The organism is Metabacillus crassostreae (assembly GCF_016908395.1).
Lineage (GTDB): Bacteria > Bacillota > Bacilli > Bacillales > Bacillaceae > Metabacillus > Metabacillus crassostreae.
In genome coordinates this window covers 817301-834977 of sequence record NZ_JAFBDU010000001.1, presented here as the reverse complement: position 1 = coordinate 834977, position 17677 = coordinate 817301, and the positions used below count along the sequence as shown (strand labels likewise).

20 protein-coding genes are annotated in these 17677 nt (G+C 31.2%); 4 read left to right on the top strand and 16 right to left on the bottom strand.

Annotated features, from left to right (window positions below; all coding sequences use genetic code 11):
- Positions 1-39: 39 nt before the first annotated feature.
- Positions 40-213 carry a hypothetical protein gene (locus JOC75_RS04540; RefSeq protein WP_204952896.1) on the bottom strand — a complete coding sequence of 58 codons (174 nt, stop codon included), beginning with the start codon at positions 211-213 and terminating at the stop codon, positions 40-42.
- Between the two features lie 1098 nt (positions 214-1311).
- Here JOC75_RS04540 and JOC75_RS04535 point away from each other — a divergent pair.
- Positions 1312-1488 (top strand): DUF4083 family protein, encoded by a 177-nt coding sequence (locus JOC75_RS04535; protein WP_204952895.1) that lies wholly within the window; start codon positions 1312-1314, stop codon positions 1486-1488.
- A 107-nt stretch (positions 1489-1595) separates the two neighbouring features.
- Here JOC75_RS04535 and JOC75_RS04530 read toward each other — a convergent pair whose 3' ends face one another.
- From JOC75_RS04530 to JOC75_RS04475, 12 genes are all read right to left on the bottom strand, one after another.
- The gene (locus tag JOC75_RS04530) at positions 1596-1784 is read right to left on the bottom strand and encodes a hypothetical protein (RefSeq protein WP_204952894.1); all 189 of its coding nucleotides are present in this window, start codon (positions 1782-1784) and stop codon (positions 1596-1598) included.
- 46 nt (positions 1785-1830) lie between these two features.
- Positions 1831-2193, bottom strand: a complete 363-nt coding sequence (locus tag JOC75_RS04525) for a VOC family protein (protein ID WP_204952893.1) — start codon at positions 2191-2193, stop codon at positions 1831-1833.
- Between the two features lie 294 nt (positions 2194-2487).
- Positions 2488-3660, bottom strand: a complete 1173-nt coding sequence (locus JOC75_RS04520) for an endo-1,4-beta-xylanase (protein ID WP_204952892.1) — start codon at positions 3658-3660, stop codon at positions 2488-2490.
- A 482-nt stretch (positions 3661-4142) separates the two neighbouring features.
- On the bottom strand, positions 4143-4748 hold the full coding sequence (locus JOC75_RS04515) for a YdcF family protein (protein WP_204952891.1): 606 nt from the start codon (positions 4746-4748) through the stop codon (positions 4143-4145).
- 432 nt (positions 4749-5180) lie between these two features.
- Positions 5181-6764 carry an acyl-CoA synthetase MbcS gene (mbcS, locus tag JOC75_RS04510; RefSeq protein WP_204952890.1) on the bottom strand — a complete coding sequence of 528 codons (1584 nt, stop codon included), beginning with the start codon at positions 6762-6764 and terminating at the stop codon, positions 5181-5183.
- Positions 6765-6944: 180 nt separating this feature from the next.
- Positions 6945-7166: a hypothetical protein gene (locus tag JOC75_RS04505; RefSeq protein WP_204952889.1), complete on the bottom strand. Its 222-nt coding sequence runs from the start codon at positions 7164-7166 to the stop codon at positions 6945-6947.
- A 90-nt stretch (positions 7167-7256) separates the two neighbouring features.
- Positions 7257-7958: a methyltransferase domain-containing protein gene (locus tag JOC75_RS04500; protein ID WP_204952888.1), complete on the bottom strand. Its 702-nt coding sequence runs from the start codon at positions 7956-7958 to the stop codon at positions 7257-7259.
- Between the two features lie 228 nt (positions 7959-8186).
- The gene (locus JOC75_RS04495; RefSeq protein WP_204952887.1) at positions 8187-8669 is read right to left on the bottom strand and encodes a DUF4306 domain-containing protein; all 483 of its coding nucleotides are present in this window, start codon (positions 8667-8669) and stop codon (positions 8187-8189) included.
- Positions 8670-8816: 147 nt separating this feature from the next.
- A complete protein-coding gene (locus tag JOC75_RS04490; RefSeq protein ID WP_204952886.1) occupies positions 8817-9311 on the bottom strand; it encodes a GNAT family N-acetyltransferase in 495 nt (164 codons plus the stop codon).
- Between the two features lie 51 nt (positions 9312-9362).
- Complete coding sequence (locus JOC75_RS04485) at positions 9363-9938, bottom strand: nucleotidyltransferase family protein (protein WP_204952885.1); 576 nt, start codon at positions 9936-9938, stop codon at positions 9363-9365.
- A 48-nt stretch (positions 9939-9986) separates the two neighbouring features.
- A complete protein-coding gene (locus JOC75_RS04480; RefSeq protein ID WP_204952884.1) occupies positions 9987-10784 on the bottom strand; it encodes a GNAT family N-acetyltransferase in 798 nt (265 codons plus the stop codon).
- A 94-nt stretch (positions 10785-10878) separates the two neighbouring features.
- Complete coding sequence (locus tag JOC75_RS04475; RefSeq protein ID WP_204952883.1) at positions 10879-11511, bottom strand: pyridoxamine 5'-phosphate oxidase family protein; 633 nt, start codon at positions 11509-11511, stop codon at positions 10879-10881.
- Between the two features lie 250 nt (positions 11512-11761).
- Here JOC75_RS04475 and JOC75_RS04470 point away from each other — a divergent pair, with 250 nt between their 5' ends.
- Entirely contained in the window at positions 11762-12037 is a 276-nt protein-coding gene (locus JOC75_RS04470) for a DUF3986 family protein (RefSeq protein WP_204952882.1), read from the top strand.
- Between the two features lie 220 nt (positions 12038-12257).
- Positions 12258-12770 carry a DUF3231 family protein gene (locus JOC75_RS04465; protein ID WP_204953508.1) on the top strand — a complete coding sequence of 171 codons (513 nt, stop codon included), beginning with the start codon at positions 12258-12260 and terminating at the stop codon, positions 12768-12770.
- Positions 12771-12835: 65 nt separating this feature from the next.
- Here the strand turns inward: JOC75_RS04465 and hpf are convergent, their stop codons facing one another.
- Together hpf and JOC75_RS04455 are read right to left on the bottom strand one after the other, a co-directional pair.
- Positions 12836-13402 (bottom strand): ribosome hibernation-promoting factor, HPF/YfiA family, encoded by a 567-nt coding sequence (gene hpf / locus JOC75_RS04460; RefSeq protein WP_204952881.1) that lies wholly within the window; start codon positions 13400-13402, stop codon positions 12836-12838.
- Positions 13403-13527: 125 nt separating this feature from the next.
- Complete coding sequence (locus JOC75_RS04455; protein WP_204952880.1) at positions 13528-13986, bottom strand: universal stress protein; 459 nt, start codon at positions 13984-13986, stop codon at positions 13528-13530.
- Between the two features lie 235 nt (positions 13987-14221).
- Between JOC75_RS04455 and JOC75_RS04450 the strand changes: the two genes are divergently transcribed.
- Complete coding sequence (locus JOC75_RS04450) at positions 14222-15070, top strand: hypothetical protein (RefSeq protein ID WP_204952879.1); 849 nt, start codon at positions 14222-14224, stop codon at positions 15068-15070.
- 14 nt (positions 15071-15084) lie between these two features.
- Here the strand turns inward: JOC75_RS04450 and JOC75_RS04445 are convergent, their stop codons facing one another.
- Positions 15085-17577 carry a DEAD/DEAH box helicase gene (locus tag JOC75_RS04445; RefSeq protein WP_204952878.1) on the bottom strand — a complete coding sequence of 831 codons (2493 nt, stop codon included), beginning with the start codon at positions 17575-17577 and terminating at the stop codon, positions 15085-15087.
- Between the last annotated feature and the right edge of the window lie 100 nt (positions 17578-17677).

Sequence of the window (17677 nt, the reverse complement as noted above, 5' to 3'; positions counted from 1 at the left end):
ATGTATTTAAATAAGTTTCTCAATACAAGTAGACCATCGCTAAATCCCTTTATCTTTCCTTTCTTCTTGAATAAATAAAATAGTAGCTTCAGCTCCGTATTCTAACCGAATTGTTTTTCTGGCTTCAGCTGGTGTTCTTGCAGTGATAGACTTAATCATTTTTTCTTCATTTAATTCCAACTCAACATAAAAGCACTTTGAGCCACATCTCATTTTTTATCCCCCTTTTTGTTTTCTCGCTTGTAGAAATAAGGATTTACGTATATTGTTTTCTATTTTTTCTAAAGTCAGATACACCTAACTTAATCATTGAGGGCTAAGACATCAGAATACTTTTTTCAAATTTCCGATTAAGCTGGATCAATAAGTTTTTTGGCTACTACTGCTAAGATCTCAGCCATCCTCTATTACGGAAGGAGCTGTGTGCCTTTCGCTTCATATCACCCATTCTTAAAAATAGGATGCAAAATCTAAAAATGAAGGTCAAAACTATTGGGCGAAACATTAATTGAACGACCACCTAATAATTCGTGTTTATCTACAGCTTAAATACATCATCGAATTCTTTATATCTTATTATGAAAAAGGCATTATAAGAAGAGTCTCTTAATATTACAATAAATTATTTAATAGGAAAAAACCAACAAGATATACTGTTGGTTTATGGATTATAATGCTAATAAGAAGAAAGAATAAATCCAAAGTGCTTAAATCCTAGAATTCACGCACCTAATAACATATTTTATGTACATATGACTTTAGTGTACTGCTTGATGAGACAATAGATAAAAAATCATGAATATACTAAAACTTAAGACAAGGATTAAAGTGAGAAAAAATATCCTTCTCCCAATTTTTTTTATATGGTAGACATTCACTAAAAAGAAATAGATGAACCCACTTGCGAAAATGAATGTTATAAATTTCTTTATATCTTTTAATTCCATTTCATAACGGGAAAATCCCATTTCTACATTAAATGTCAAAGGAATAGTAAAAATTGATACTATTAATCCCACAAAGGTGAAAATACCATATAAATTTAATACTTTTCTTATAGTGAATTTTTTCTTTGTAACGATGTTAACAGTATGTGTTGATTGTGGATTTAAGTCCATTTTTACACCTCCAAGAGTCTACATAATATTACGAACAACAAAAGCTAAAGTTTCGCACTATTGATTGTTTCTCATTAATGGAACTGATTTTCTTCTTGAGATTTCTCACCTTAATTTAGTTCAACAATTTTCTTTATAATGTGGTTTGGGAAATATGATATAATTATCAAAAATATGTAAATAAGGGGCTACTATGAATATTGGTGACATGATTTTTCAGATTATAATGTTTATTTTTTTGATAGGAATCTTTGCAGTTGTATTTTTACTTGTTCGTTTTCTTCTTTCAAAAAAACCATCTAGTGACAGTAGTATTGAAGAAAAGCTTGATAGAATTATAGAGTTATTAGAAAGAGATACTTCAAAATAAGGAATCTACTATTAAGGAGAGGAAATTGAATGTTGGTATATGTAATTCTTTTTGCTCTCCAATAATAATAAATCACCATTTAACATTAAATGATTTTATTTTTCTGCTTATTCATATTTTATTTCTGATTTAGATTCAATACTTAGAGGATCAGATTTATTAGATTCCATTAATCCATTATTTATGTCATCTAATGGAGTATACTTATTATTTGGTATATACGATTTTTTTCTAATCATTCTAAAAATACTAAGAATAATTACTCCTATAATGATAACAAGTAAAATGTGTTGCATATTTTTCCCTCATTTCATGATCTGATGCTGTTATTTGTAATTTATTTTATAGTTGTATAATACTTATCATATTTCCATTCAGATCAGTTATATCAAAACGTTTTGGTTCTCCTGTTCTTAATTGTGAAACCACAACTCCTTTTTCAAGTAGCTTTTCTCGTGTTTTTTCCACATCTTTTACAACATAATTAAAAGGTGTATATGTAGTAATTGGTTTAAAATCCTGTGTCTCGACTAGGTGAAATCCACAATTTGTGGCTATAAAAAGACCGCACATTCTTTCATTTTTCCAGCGTAAATCAAAACTGAATATTTCCTGATACCATTTTATTGACTCCTCTAGATTTCTGACAGGAAGGAAAACAGCATCAATTCGTTCAACGAATTTTTCTTGGTTTTGGTACTTCATAGAATAGGTATACCTCCTAATTTTGCTTTTTTACTAGTCTAATAGGAGTTCTGCATTTGTTAATAATTTCCTGCAAATATGATAATTTCTTTCTTTTGAAGTTTGTAGGATAGTGCCTTCCTCTCCATCCATCTAGTTTTTAATAGTTTGCAAAATCAATTGAACACAACAAAAAAACCCGAAATATTAGGTGTAAGATTAAATAAATTATCTCCTAATATTTTGGGTTTATCCTTAGCCTCGGGAATAGAAAACTTATTTTATAACCTATATTTCTAAGTTCATTTTAATTAGTTATTTATGATCAATGATTGCCCAGTATGCAGGCTTAACTTTATAATCGGGATCAAATAAAAATGGTGCATCTTTTCCAACTCCATCATTATATTCCTCTGCACGATCATCTAACCAAGTATGATTATCTGTAATTCCCCAGAAAGTAACATTGCTAATTTTGTCATCTAATTTCTCATATAATTTGAATAATGCATCATAGCGATCAGCTTGGTCTTTAAAAACCTCTCCTGGAATTTCGTCATAAGACTTATATGCAGGTTTTGGTGGCCAGCCATAAAGACTAACATCAAGTTCAGTAATTTGGTTATCTAAGCCAAGACTTGCAAATAGATTAATAGAATCCTCTGTTTGTTGAAGAGTAGGCCACCCGATTTGTATATGTGATTGATGACCAACACCATCAATTGGAACACCTTGATATAATAGTTCTTTCACCAAGTTGTATAGGTTATCTCTTTTTGATTCTACTTCTGTATTGTAATCATTGATATAGAGCTTAACATCTTTTCCACCATATTTTTTAGCCGTTTCAAAAGCAACCTTAATATAGTCAGTGCCAGATAGTTTGTACCATTCTGACTCACGTAACCCTTTACCGTTTGGCGGATTGCCGTCATCAATTACTTCATTTACAACATCCCATGATTTTACATCATCTTTGTAACGTTCGACTATTGTTTTTACATGAGTTTTAATACGTTCTAGCAGAAGCTGTTTATTTGCTTCACGTTTTAATGGGTCTGTTTCATTAATCATCGGATTACCTTGTTGATCTTGAAAGAACCATTGTGGTATTTGGCTATGCCAAATTAGTGCATGAAAGCGTATTTCCATATTATTCTTTTTAGCAAAGTTGACAATTTTATCAGCTTCTTCAAAGTTGAATTTACCTTCTTCTGGTTGAATATTAACTGGCTTCATCACATTTTCAGCAACAATACTATTATAATGACGCTTTAACATTTGTGCGTCTTTGCCTTCTAATTGATAAGGCTCTACTGCTGCACCAATTGTGAAAGACTTTTTATATCTTTGATCTAATTGTGGTGCTGTTAATGCACTTATATTTGGTTTATTTGAATTAGCAGCAGATGCTGTATTCATTCCTACAGGTAACATTAAGGCCAAAGCTAATCCAGATATAATTGGTTTTCGTAATACATTTAACATGTTCTAATCTCCTTTTTGTTTTAATTTTTGGAAAGACACTTAAAGAAACTCATAACTGAAAAAATGCTGACTTACCTCCTTCGCCTACTATTTCATGTCTAATCAGGAATAATAAGTAAGGGCTTACATTTTTGTGTATGTATTTGATATTCCTAACTGATTTTGATTATAACAACATTAACTTAGTTTATCCATACAACAAACTAAGTTAATTAATGAAATTACGAAAACAGTTAAAAAGTAATATGTTAAATTAGTTTTAATGTACTGTAATATGACGAATACTTACGAAATTCACATCACAATTGATTAATTTGAACTATAACTGTTTTTTGAAATTACTGACTTACATATCGTCGAGACTGTTACTGTCATGGCTTTTCCTGGGGGAATTTTCCAGTTGTGTGCTAACACTGTCTTGTCTCCCTGTAATAAATTGATTGAACAGACTAATTTTCTCTAGATCATGATTCTTTTCGCAATTATCTAAATGGAGAACTAATAATATATGCTACATATAAACACAGCTCTCTTAAGAAAAAAGGAAACTTACTTTTATAAGATTTATAGACTGAACTAGGTGTTGGAGATGAATACACCTCCTCCATCCCATTTTCTTTAGCTAAAAAAATAGCTCGTTTCATATGGAGTGGATCACTTACAATTGTGAAGGTTTTCAGATTTTTTTCTGAAGCAATTTTATAAGCATATTTTAGATTTTCTTCTGTAACTCTAGATTCATTTTCTATCAATATATCTTCTTTTTTAAAATTATTTTTTATTGCATAATCTCTTGCTACTTCTGATTCTGCTGGATCACTACTATCTTCACTTCCGCCAGTAAAAATTAGTTTCTCTACATATTCATTTTCATAAAGCCAAATTGAGTGGTTGATTCTTTCTTTAAAGACAGGTGACGGCTCGTTATTCCATACAGCAGCACCGAGAACAATCGCTGCATCTGTTGTTACTAATTGATTTTCTTTGCTAAACGACCATATACTATAAGCTGAATAAAAAGTAAATGTGATAAATAATAATAGAAAAGAGCAGATATAGATACGAACGTTCTTTTTTGACATTTTCATTCAATCCTTACAATTAAAATTTAAATAATACGTTCTAAAAGGATAGCCAAACCTGACTATCCTTATTTTCTCATAACTACAAACACAAGAGATAAGAAAGCTATTATTTTTTCCACAGCATGAATATAATGAATGGTTTCAAATGCTGACAAATAATCATTCCTTTTGTTAAAGAAGAGATTATTGATACTATCATTTACTCTTTGTTGGAAGTATCAAAAACTGCACCCAGATTGTTGTGCGAATGGGTGCAGTTCTATAATTAAGGCTCTTTTCGCAAACTTTGTTACTTATAAATACCGGAAGAAATCAGCATTGTATTAAGTATAGAGGCATCTTTTCTTCATAAAATAGTAGCCTTTATGAGAAAATACACTGTTTCTAATGCAAATTTTGGTTACATAACAACAATTTCTCAGAAAAGAGCCGTTATTAAATACTATTAGCTGTTTCATTATTTCTTAATTCAACACGTCTGATTTTCCCAGAATCAGTTTTTGGTAAGCTTTTCACGAACTCAATTATTCTTGGATATTTATAGGGAGCTGTTATTTGTTTAACAAAAGTCTGTAGCTCTTTTACAAGATTATCTGACTCTTCAAATCCTTTTTGTAAAACAATGAAAGCTTTTACGACATTTCCTCTGACTTCATCTGGACTTGCCACCGCAGCACATTCTACTACTGCTGGATGTTTCATTAAGGCATCTTCAATTTCAAAGGGACCAATTGTGTAACCAGAGCTAATGATCACATCATCACTTCTACCTTGGAACCAGTAAAATCCATCTTCATCTTTACTAGCACGATCACCTGTGAAAAAATAATCACCTTTGTATGAACGATTTGTTTTTTCTGGTGCTTTATAATACATGTTGAAAAGAGCTGGTAATTCTTTTCTTATTGCTATAATACCAATTTCTCCTGTTTTAACAGGAACACCTTCTTCATCGACAATTTCTACAGTACCGTCTAAAATCGGTTTACCCATTGATCCTATTTTATGTTCAGCACCTTGTAAAGTACCAATTAGAAGTGTACTTTCTGTTTGTCCATACCCATCTCTAATTTGTATATTAAACGTATGTTTAAACACATCAATAACTTCCCTATTCAGTGCTTCTCCAGCGGAAACTGCACTTCTTAAGCTTGAAAGATCAAATTTATGTAAACCTTCTGTTTTCACCATCATTCGATACTCAGTCGGTGTGCAGCATAAAACATTTATTTTTTGCTCTTGTAAAAGCTCTAAGTATTTTTCAGAAGAAAATTTACCTTGATAAACAAAGCCTGTAGCTCCAGAGCCTAAAATAGATAGAAATGGTGTCCAAACCCATTTTTGCCAGCCTGGTGCTGCTGTTGCCCAAACAGTATCAGGTTTTTCTATATTAAGCCACTGTTTTGCTGCAATTCGGATATGAGCATATCCCCAGCTATGTGTGTGTGCAACTCCCTTTGGATTTCCTGTTGTTCCTGAAGTATAAGCAAGAAAAGCAAGATCATCACTTTTTGTTATGTTATTGTTAAAATCCTCTTGAGCTGTTTGCATTAGCTGATAAAGATTTTCCCACCCTTCTTTCTCATTTCCAAATACGATTTTATGATGTAGATATGGAGTTTCTTCTTCGATGGCTTCAATTTCATTTGTGAATTCTGAATACGAGATAACAGCTTTTGCTTCAGAATGATTTAAACGAAATGCAATATCCTTAGCCCTAAGTAATTCAGAAGAAGGAATAATCACTAAGCCAGCTTTTAAACAGGCCATATAGATCATATAAGATTCTATTAATCTAGTTGTCACTATAAGAACACGATCACCTTTTTGTAATCCTAGTTTATATAAACCATTAGCCAGTTTATTTGATTGTTTGATTAGCTCATTATACGAAAGAGTATGTATATCTCCAGCTTCGTTCTGATGAATAAGTGCTAGTTTATCAGAAGCATGCTTCTCAATTTCATGTGTAATATTATAGTTTTTTGGTGCAATTAAATTGTTCTTAACATCAAACATTTGTTTAACCTCAATTCTTTAAGTTATCTAAATTTTAAGTCTATATATATCTAGCTATTATACCAGATACTAATTATAGTATATTTAAACAACTTAATGAACTAAGATGCTTATACATAAATTCCATTTTGTAATGACTTGTCTTTTTTCCACAAGCTAAGTTTCTTAATAAACCGGAGATCAATATGATCTAATTAAGATACCAATTGTACCTAAAATACAGCTAATACCTATTATTGATATGGCAATTTTGATTTTATTGCTATTTTCATCTACCCAGTCTTGTGAGAGTTTTTCTCCAATTTTGATTATTTTAAATCGACTCCATAATTGAAATATCTGAATTAAAGCAAGTACAGTAGCCACTAACGAAAGTCCAGTTAAAATCATATACCATTCCACTAGCTTTGACCTCCTAAATAAAGATGTTTGAATGACATCATGTTTATAAAGTAAATAAGTCAGATCAATAGGTTGATCTGACGTTTGGCGTTATTTCTTTATCTGTAAATAATGAGTTGCGTTGGGTAAAAAGCTAAAGTGTGTTGGAATAAGATCAAATTCTACCTCATTCTTTTTTATTTCTAGTTTCAATTCATCTAGATACGGATAAAGTTCATTCTTAAAGCCAACTATCGGATAAATTCTTATTTCACCACCATTTTCAAGAACTCTAATCATTTCATTTAATGCGTTGACATGAAATGTGAAATCAAATTGGTCTTGATATAAAAATAGAAAGTGATTACAAAGTATCAAAGAAAAACTTTCATCTGCAAAAGGAAGAATTGGCAAAGAACCCGATATATAGGATTCTCCCTTTTCATGCGTGTAACTTTCAATAAATTTCTTAAAAGATTTTTGTCTTATCTCAATATGTTGATCTAGACTTGTATAATAATCCCATAAAAAGGAATCCTGGACATTCGCTAGTTTATCACTTGAAAGTTGAATTTCTCTTTTACCAAGCTTCTCCATCTCGTAAGCTGATAACTGATAAAGTGGATCAATCGCTATTCCAACATTTCCATTTTTATTAACGTCTGTAATAAATGAAGAAGCTCCTGATGCAACATCAAGAATACTTCCTTTTTGTAAAATCTGCTCATCAAGCATAAACATATCTTTATATTCCTGATAAGATCTGCACGTCATTGCAACACCTATTTGCTCATAATACTTAATTTCACTCATTCTAAGCTCCCCTTTTCTAGCTATACTAGTCTCATCTCTACTAAAAACTTACAATTTCATTATAGTTGAATATCCTAAATATATACAGATTTATTTCTACTTTGTATTACATTCTTCATATTAAAGTAAATAGTAAACAAAAATAGTGACAAAAGCAGCTGTGTCGAACCAACTAAGGTTATATATGTCTGTCAGATAAATATATATGGGAGAAAACGAGCTAAGAATTCAGTTAAGCCTTTTATTTCGTAGCTTAAATTGTTGGAAATAATAAAAAACCCCAAAACATAAACATACAGATCCAGTAACAATTAAAGAAACCTTAAAAATAGATCCTCCTACTGTTGGTGTATGAAAAATTAAATTACCTATAAATGCAATGGAAAATCCAAGAGCAATTAAAAATTGAGCAAATTTCTTAGGTTTTGTTTTATATATAAAATAACCTAAGAATAAAATCATATAGATAATAGCCATTATCATAAGCATTGGATATAAAGGTTTAAATTTTATCGCATAAATAAAGAAGTCTAATTGTAAAATTTCACTTTTATTTAGTACTTCATCATTTACCAACTGTGAGAAAATAGCTGTATACTTCCATTCCCATGGATTATCTAATAGTTCACTACCTTCATACCAAGAAGCAATTGAAAAAAATAAAAGTAACAGAATAACCGATGCTAGATGAGTAATGAATTTAACAGACAATATAGTCACCTCAATCTAATGATACATACTTTATTTAAATATAGAATGTCTATCCAAAATATCTAAGTGAATTATAACAGTTTTAACTATTTAATTTCACCTTTCATTTCAATCATAAAGTTGCTGATAACTAAGAAAAATGTATTACTAATAATGCCAATAAATTTTATTTTCATCTTTTTTTGTAGCTTGAAAACCAATTTTCTCTAGTACTCGTTTAGATGGAATGTTATCAGTATCACAAGTTGCTTTCACGCATTTTACATTTCTTTGTGATATTCCCCATTTAACCATTGCTTTCCCCATTTCCGTTGCAAAGCCTTTTCCTTGATAGCTTGGCACTATACTATAACCCAAGTCAATTTCGCCAGCTTCATTTGGGCCTCCTTTAAAACCCATATCCCCCATAATGACATTAGTAGCTTTATGAATGATACATCCCTCCCATTCATTTTCTGGGGGATACATAGTAAATCTTTCAATCTTATAGGTGAAAAATTGTTTATACACATCTAGTGGGTATTCAGCTGCTACACTGTAGGGAATAATAGCTTCAAGATCTTCTTTACTTTTTAATAAAGCCTTCATCATCTCTGCGGTGAAGGTGATCATTAATAAGCGTTCTGTTTCAATTTGTGGCAAGAGAATAACCTCCTAACTTTATATTAATTTAAAATCTACTAAAAAATCTTTCTACTTTATTAGATGATCAATATGGTATACCTTTAAATGATTCCAGGTATATTGCCAGTTCTTTGTTGCAATCCTTTGTTCATATATTTCCATTCTTTCTGTTGATTTTGTAAAGAAAGCGGTCGGTCTAACGACTAAATTAACCACATCATTTAGACCACAAGGATATGTTAATATAACATTGTTCGTATGATCCAATTTCACGCCTAATGCTGTTGCTGTTTCTGGGAATTTTGATATTGCGTCAATAGTAGAGGAATAAGGTGGAAAGTTATTTTGGATGTGCATTCTTGCTTGGTTTTTTACTGACCAAGGTATAAATGGCATTATAGTTTTAAGTCTCTTCTCTAATTCTTTCTCCTCTACTTCATCAATCCTAGAAGGGTTAAAATAAATCAAATCAACATCAGGAAGTTTTGTTCTTACACTGAAGTTATGCAAAGTATCCCAGATTTTCGAACGAATAAATCCTGCACAAATCCACCAATCTTGGAGCTCTAATGACTTTGCAGCTCTTAATGCCTCCATCATCCATTCATCTTTTCTAATAATTGAGATAATATCTTCTTCATTCATCAATAGAGCTCCCTTTATATTTATCAAAAATTAGTGTTTTTTTTGAGTTTATTCATCATGAAAATTGTTTACAAATACTGTGTATTCTTTAGGATTTGTAAATCCTAATTTCTCTGCTAAATTTATAGAAGATCTATTTGAAACATCACAATCCCAACGAGGAATCAAATTTTTTTGTGAACTATAATTAATAAATTCTTTTCCGATTTTTGTAGCTAAACCAAAACCTTGAAAATCACTTTGTGTAGCAATATCGATTTCTATCAATGATTTAGAGGAGAAAATGGAGGTGCATTCACTCACTACTTTTCCTTGATGTAATATACAAAAACCAAAACCATTTTCAATAAAATTTGTAACGCTGCCCCAATATTCTTTATAGTAATCATTATTAAATTCCACACTATTAGTTATCGTTTTTTCATCTATTTTCTTAATTGAGAAATTTTCGGATGATGTATTAGTGGTATGTAATCGGACATTATTTTTATGTGTGAATGCAAGGCGCCTTATTTGTTTTAATTCATTTTTTAAGTGCTTTATTAGTGCTTGATCCCAATTGGTATTGGCTGAAAATAACGTAAAACGTAAATTGTCATTACTCCTTTTTCTATAGAACTCAATAAAATCTTTATTAAATTGATCATTGCTTTCATTTCCAAAAACATAATAAATACCTGAATTTGTTCCTATTAAGATCGTTTGTAGGTTAACTGAGTCTGCATAAACAGTTCCGTTAATATATTCATCTAAAACAGAAAGCGCAAAAGTTGGGGGACTATTTTCTTTTACAGTTATTTTTTTCTTTACTACGGAGTAATCTTGTTTATTTAGTATGATCATCATTGAACGTCCTTCTAAATTATAATTATACTCTCCTCAGGGCATGGATCTATTTATAAACACTGGTCGATCATTATGCTTTTAGAAAGCTCTTTAATTAATAAAGTCTCTCCTTATAACTCACTTGTAAATCCTCCGATACTTCTCTAGCTGTTACATTTGGAATATTTGCATGGGTAATAAGCATTTCTGGCATTGATGGCAAGGTTTCTTTCTCATTCCAAGTTTCAGGATTCCATAAACCAGAGCGAATAAAGGCTTTTGCACAATGAACATAACATTCTTCTACTTTAACCCCTATTCCGAAAAGTGGTACCTTTCCATTTACTACACTTTTTTCGAGTAATACAGGATCGCGCGTGATATAAGCTTTTCCATTAATTCTTAAAGTTTCACCTAATGTTGGAATAAAGAACAAAAGCCCTACATGTGGATTTGAAATTAAATTATGAAGCGAATCCATCCGTTTATTACCTGGTCTTTCTGGGATAAATAAATGTTGATCATCAATAATTGTGACAAATCCAGGGTAATCTCCACGTGGTGAAACATCACATTGTCCTTGTGAATTTGATGTAGATAAAGTTAAAAATGGAGATTTCGAAATGAACTTCCTACAATGATCATCAATTTTTGAGATCACTTTATTAACTGCTCTTTCACTTGGGCTACCTATCTCTTTACGAAATTCTTCAAATTCTTCTTTAGAGGAAATAACATTTTTAAACATGAAAACACCCTTTTCTTGGAATATATAGACAATAATACTATAAAGCTATTTCCAGAACTATGAAAATATTAAATTTGGAGCAAACAGTGATCTTTTTTTCTAATAAACCTTGTTATAATAATTAGAATGTTTATTTTTAAAAGTGGAATTTTTATGGTTTAAAGTAGGTGTCAAATTAAATTTAAATATTATAATGAGTTAAATCGAAGAAATATAATCAGAATGAAGCTTCTTAGAAAAGAGGGATATCATGAGTGTTAAATACGACCCAAGATACCATTTACATATCGGATATTATGAAGACCATCATGACTTTGAGTCAATAGCTTATAAAGTGCTGGATCAGGATGTATGGGATATCTTTTTTGATTTCACTTATTATAACTTACATAACCACTGTATAAATCAAGAGAAGAATATTGATAACCTAGGCATGAAAATCTTCTCAGTTCAATGTATAGACCTTGATTATGATGAAGCAATAAAACTTTTTCAGAAGTGGTTAAGGCATGAAGGTATTATTTAGAATCATCTTTGATCTTTATAACTAGGCTTTTTTAAACTTAGTGTTGATTTCCTTTCCTAGCTCCTTATCTTTAAAAGTTATTAGTGTTTCAGTTTGTTAATAAATTTTAAAGTATAATTTCCATTTCTAAACAAATACTTTCATGGAGGTATTCTCCTCCTCTATTTTTCAAGTTAAGGAGATAAAAATGGACATTAAAACAACAATAAGGAGTGCTTTTATGGGTATTTTAAGCGGTAATCCAAAGAATGAACCACTGCATTATGGAGAAGTTTTTTCACTTTGGTCTTTTTCACAATCGTCAAAAGGAATGATATCAGGGTCACAAGCATTTCTAAATCATGTGGGAGATAAAGATTTACATAAGCTTTTAGAAGATATCATCAATCAGTGCCAACAAGAATTAAAGCAAGTTGATGCTCTTCTTAAAGATAATGGTGTTGGTTTACCACCTTCACCCCCTGAAAAACCAAAAGCTAATCTTGAAGAAATTCCAGTTGGTGCTAGATTAACTGATCAAGAAATTGCAGCTGGTTTATCAATGGATATTGCAGCAGGATTAGTATTATGCAGCCAAATAATTGGTCAATCAATAAGAGAAGATGTTGCGATGATGTTTGGACAATTTCATATGGAAAAAGCAACAATGGGTGGAAAGGTACTAAGACTTAATAAAGAAAAAGGATGGCTTATTCCTCCACCTTTACATCATAGTAAAGCTGAAGAAAGCTAAAAGTAAAAACAAAAGAATCATCATTTTTTCGTATAAAATGATGATTCTTTTTTCGATTTAGAAGATTATATTGCTTTATTTCCATTTTCAACAATATCAGAAGCTATTAAACCATACTGGCCATTTTTACGTTTGTATACAACACTCATCAAATCATTTTCAGCATTTTGAAAAACAAAGAATTGATGATCTAGTAAATTCATTTGTAGAATTGCTTCTTCTGCACTCATCGGTTTTAATTGAAATTGCTTTAGTCGAACAACCTTATCTTCATCCCCGTCAGATTTGTCGTCAAAATTTTGAGGTTGATTTGAAGATACTAGCATTTTTTCTTTTCGTGCTTTCCGATTTAATCTTGTTTTGTATTTTCTAAATTGACGCTTTAATTTTTCCTCTACAAGATCAATAGATTTATACATATCTGCAGTTTGTTCCTCTGCTCTAATCGTAATATCTCCAATTGGAACAGTTACTTCAATACAATGATTGTTTTTAAATACTGATAAGTTTATATGAACATGAAAAGTAGTTTCAGGAAAATAATGCTCGACCGCAAGGCCAATTTTTTGATTAACATAAACTTTTAACGCATCAGTGATTTGTAAATTTTTACTGTGAATAATCAAGTTCATTTTGAGTTCCTCCAATACTGATGTTTGTTGAAAGCTGTCTTCTTAAAACATAGAGACTAAAAAAAACAAAATAAATAGTTCTGTATACAGCACTCGACCGTATAAAAATATCGTTGAAGTTAATGTTATTCTTCTTTAGGAGTTCTAACAACTAAGACATCACATGAAGCATACCTTAATATGTTTTCAGATACACTTCCAACTAAAATACGTTCTACGGCATTCATACCTGTTGCACCACAAACGATTAAATCTGCTTGGCAATATGGAGCTACTTCTTTCGATATCTTCGTTTTAGGTGAACCGAATTTTATGATTGCTTTCACCTGTTCTATTCCTTGTTCTTTAGCGGTTTGCTGATAGGTTTCTAATAGCTCTTTTGCTGCTTTTTCTGCATGTTCAATAAATGTTGAATCAGCATATAATCCGTAAGTTGAAACAGTTACTTCACGAGAATCAATGATGTTACAAAGAATAAGTTGAGCTGAATTTCTCTTTGCAATATTTATTGCCTTCTTAAATGCCCATTCCGCCTCTTCGGAACCGTCAATTGCAACAAGGATTTTTTCATAGACCATATTCATGATCATCTCTCCTTTAAGATCCAAATATAGGTAACTTTTACCTATGACTTAATCTTAACGTGTAAAAGAGATGAAATCGGTGATATTTATCACTTATAGGAAAAAAAACAGTAGTTAACATAATAATATTATGTTAACTACTGTTGTGAATAAAATAACATCAAATTGAGGAACATATTTAATTAGAAGTATAAAGTTATTATCCGTTATATATCCCTTTATTCGGAGGTTCTTCATGTTAAGAAAGAAAATAATAAATCGAAACTCTATCCCGTTTTTCATCCTGATAATCATTCATCTTGGAATGATTATGTATTTACTTGCTAAAAAGAAAGAGAAAATAAATTGGTTTGTTTTACTAGCTAATATTGGTTTTGCTTATGTTTTAGAATACTTTGTGTTAAACATTTTTCGTGGTTATAAATATAAACCTGCTATTTTCAAAAAAAAAGCTGTTGATAATATTTTTGGTGCGATATTGTCTCAAGGAATATTTATTCCAATAACAGCAACATTCTTAACAGCAACAGGTGCAAATTGGCTTTGGAAATTAGTCTTTACTACCTACTTCTATTTAATTGAGCATCTTTTTATCAAGCTAAAAGTATATAAAGTAAATTGGTGGAGACCAAGGTATACTTTTTTATTATTACCAGTTGCATTTTCTATAAGTGATGGAATGAAAACTGCACTAGAAGGAAATAAAAAATGGGCTAAAAAGTTAGTTCATTATCTTGCACTCTCCGTTATTAGTGTAACAACATTGTATATTCCTGCTTCAATGCGCAAAATTCGGTTTGGAATTGGTTTCTACCATTCATGGAGAGAGCATTTTATCTTAGCGCCACTTTATGGTTTGTACCTTTCATTTGTAGTTTTTATAAACTCAAAAAACTCAGGTATAAAACAAAAGATAAAAGTTATTTTGTTTATGTTGATGTCTGATTCTTTATTATGCTACATGAAGATCCTTAGAACCAATTTTCAGCATACATTAGTAAGAATTTCATTTCATATTTTTCTGGTTGCTTTCTCTAATACGATTAAAGAAAAATTAAGGAGACAGACCAATAATGTTATATGATCTGTCTCGTATTATTATTTTCTTCGATCATGCCGTTCTAAATGGCATTCGTTACATACGGAAAATTTAAATCGTGGGTGAAGACTTTTGCCACAAATTTTACAGCCTTTTTTGGTTACTTGTATGCCTGATTTTAGGTTTTCATGAATGTTATCACTTATTTCTTCACGAATTCGTTCCCAATAATGAGCTTCTGTACTTTTGCCTAGCTTATACAGAAATAATAAATGAAGACCAACTGATTTGTAAGATAATTCCATCTCTTCAAGACTGGATTCTTTTATTTGTGGGTCAGGTAAATCTTGGCCATCTATAATGGCTTCAAGCTTATTCTTCCACTGAAGTCTTAATGAAGGTTCGTTTGATGAAAATGGCAAATGTAAAAATCCATATAAGTCAGCAACAGAAAGCTTAGCTTCAATGATTGTATCTTCAACCATATCATATAATAATTTTTCTTCTGATAAAGATGCTTTTTTCGTTCCCGTAGGACTTTTAAATTGATCCCATAGGTAGAAAAACAACCCTAATTTCCGTGAATACTTTTGAAATCGTTCTAAAACAGATGTGGTTGGAGCAATAGCAAATCCTTGAAGTGGTGTATCTTCTTGTTCTAGAAGGCGAGTCATTGTGCGAACATTATGTGTAAAAGCAACTTTACCGACGTTATAAATGCCCTTTCGCCCAGCTCTACCCGCTATTTGTTTTATTTCTTGTGAAGTTAAATACCTTCTTCTCGTTCCATCAAATTTATCATTTTCTAAAAAAATTATACGTCTAATCGGTAAATTTAAGCCCATTCCAATGGCATCAGTTGCAACAATTACCGTTGTTTCACCATCTATGAACCTTAGCATTTGTTTTTTTCTCGTTTCTGGAGGCATACTGCCGTAAATCATGCTAACTTGACGTCCTGATCGTTGTAATTCAGATGCTGTTTCTAAAACTCTTTTTCTTGAAAAACAAACAATTGCATCTCCTTTACGAGTTTGGTTTAGCTTAAATAAATTAGGTTCAACCTCTAAAGGTATATCTCGATGGTACTCATGAATTTCAATATGAGAATTTCCCAGCACCTCTAAAATCATAGGTCTTGCGTTAAAGCTGCATATGATATGCACTTCTTTTGCATTAGCTTTCGTAATGGCTTTATACCACGAAAATCCGCGGTCTTTATCGGCAATCATTTGTGATTCATCGATTACGATTACTTCGTAAGGATCTTTTTCATGAAACATTTCGACAGTACAAGCAATATGCCTAGCGTCTTGTACAAGCTTTTCCTCTTCACCTGTTTTAAGTGAGCAAGGTATTCCTTCTTCATTTAACCGTTCGTAAATCTCAAAAGCCAGTAAACGCAGTGGAGCTAAATAAATACCACTTGCTGCTTCCTTCATTTTTTGTATCGCTTGATATGTTTTCCCTGTATTTGTTTCACCAACATGAAGAATATATTGTACGTTTCTTCCAGCAGGTGGGTAGTACTCTCTTCCAAATATATCCTCGATCATTCGTGTTTCTTCTTCTTTTCGACGCTTCAGTGTCTCTAGTTCTTCAACAACCCTTTTCTCTCTATCCGCTAGATTCTTATCAAAAATCTCTTGATGAACAGTTAGATCGAAAGGAATATCAATTAACTTGATTAAATCAGAAACATGTTCTTCCATTAAGTCAGCAAAAAATTCTTCACTAAGATCATCGAAGGGCTGAAAAGCAATTTCCTTAATTAATGAAATTGGTAATGTTTCATGATAGGTTTGATAATAATCATCAAAAACATGTGGTGATAAATGCTCCATTAACCAATTTGGTCCCAAATCAACTAAATAGCTTGAAATAACTCCTTCATATTTCTCAGCAATATGTTCTTCATAATTGTATCTACGATAAGCTGATTCTGCTTCATCTGATAAATAGTCCGAAAAGACAGCATGCTCAGAAGGTAAAATAATACCCTTTTTCTCAATTTCAATAGCAAGCTGTGAACCAACTAAATAACGTACGTATAGATAAAGCTCTTCATAGTTAGCACCAAGTAGTTGATCAATATAATACTCAAGTTTTGCAATAAATTTTTTCCTTAATTCTCGTTGATTCTGTAATTTCATTCTATCTACATATGCTTGTCTTGCATCCTTATGCTTTTGCTCCCAGTCAGAAGCTTTACCAGCATAAAGAGAATCAAGCCACCCTACTACATCAAAAACTTCTATATCTCTTATGTCATTTCTGAACATTTGGTTAAGGAGCTTTTTACTCATCCCTTCTATCTCATAGCCTTGTTCATCTAAATATTGCTTTTTCTCAGCATTTGAAGCATGACTTGCTGCTGTGTTAAGCCAAGAATTTAACCATAACTGATCTATATATTGTGTACGCTCTCGTAAATACTGCTCATAGGAAACATAGTCTTCTTGAGATTCTAAATATTTGTAAATATCATCTAGAACTAATGATTTAGTTCGTTCGACCGCTTTTAAATAGTGATTTTGTAAAATTTCTTTCATTCTAAAACCCCTCATGATAGATAATTTCCGATTATTTGTTAATCTATCTTACTGTGAATTGTTTATTGTTGATCGTGGTAACTTTTTACTAGAAAGGATA

What these genes read in the sequence shown, in the direction of transcription:
- JOC75_RS04470 (WP_204952882.1), top strand. Translation starts at nt 11,762, where the DNA reads ATGAGTGTTAAATACGACCCAAGATACCATTTACATATCGGATATTAT.
- JOC75_RS04540 (WP_204952896.1), bottom strand. Translation starts at nt 213, where the DNA reads ATGAGATGTGGCTCAAAGTGCTTTTATGTTGAGTTGGAATTAAATGAA.
- JOC75_RS04520 (WP_204952892.1), bottom strand. Translation starts at nt 3,660, where the DNA reads ATGTTAAATGTATTACGAAAACCAATTATATCTGGATTAGCTTTGGCC.
- JOC75_RS04450 (WP_204952879.1), top strand. Translation starts at nt 14,222, where the DNA reads ATGTTAAGAAAGAAAATAATAAATCGAAACTCTATCCCGTTTTTCATC.
- JOC75_RS04465 (WP_204953508.1), top strand. Translation starts at nt 12,258, where the DNA reads ATGGGTATTTTAAGCGGTAATCCAAAGAATGAACCACTGCATTATGGA.
- JOC75_RS04455 (WP_204952880.1), bottom strand. Translation starts at nt 13,986, where the DNA reads ATGAATATGGTCTATGAAAAAATCCTTGTTGCAATTGACGGTTCCGAA.
- JOC75_RS04475 (WP_204952883.1), bottom strand. Translation starts at nt 11,511, where the DNA reads ATGTTTAAAAATGTTATTTCCTCTAAAGAAGAATTTGAAGAATTTCGT.
- JOC75_RS04480 (WP_204952884.1), bottom strand. Translation starts at nt 10,784, where the DNA reads ATGATGATCATACTAAATAAACAAGATTACTCCGTAGTAAAGAAAAAA.
- JOC75_RS04530 (WP_204952894.1), bottom strand. Translation starts at nt 1,784, where the DNA reads ATGCAACACATTTTACTTGTTATCATTATAGGAGTAATTATTCTTAGT.
- hpf (WP_204952881.1), bottom strand. Translation starts at nt 13,402, where the DNA reads ATGAACTTGATTATTCACAGTAAAAATTTACAAATCACTGATGCGTTA.
- JOC75_RS04445 (WP_204952878.1), bottom strand. Translation starts at nt 17,577, where the DNA reads ATGAAAGAAATTTTACAAAATCACTATTTAAAAGCGGTCGAACGAACT.
- JOC75_RS04485 (WP_204952885.1), bottom strand. Translation starts at nt 9,938, where the DNA reads ATGAATGAAGAAGATATTATCTCAATTATTAGAAAAGATGAATGGATG.
- JOC75_RS04525 (WP_204952893.1), bottom strand. Translation starts at nt 2,193, where the DNA reads ATGAAGTACCAAAACCAAGAAAAATTCGTTGAACGAATTGATGCTGTT.
- JOC75_RS04535 (WP_204952895.1), top strand. Translation starts at nt 1,312, where the DNA reads ATGAATATTGGTGACATGATTTTTCAGATTATAATGTTTATTTTTTTG.
- mbcS (WP_204952890.1), bottom strand. Translation starts at nt 6,764, where the DNA reads ATGTTTGATGTTAAGAACAATTTAATTGCACCAAAAAACTATAATATT.
- JOC75_RS04500 (WP_204952888.1), bottom strand. Translation starts at nt 7,958, where the DNA reads ATGAGTGAAATTAAGTATTATGAGCAAATAGGTGTTGCAATGACGTGC.
- JOC75_RS04515 (WP_204952891.1), bottom strand. Translation starts at nt 4,748, where the DNA reads ATGAAAATGTCAAAAAAGAACGTTCGTATCTATATCTGCTCTTTTCTA.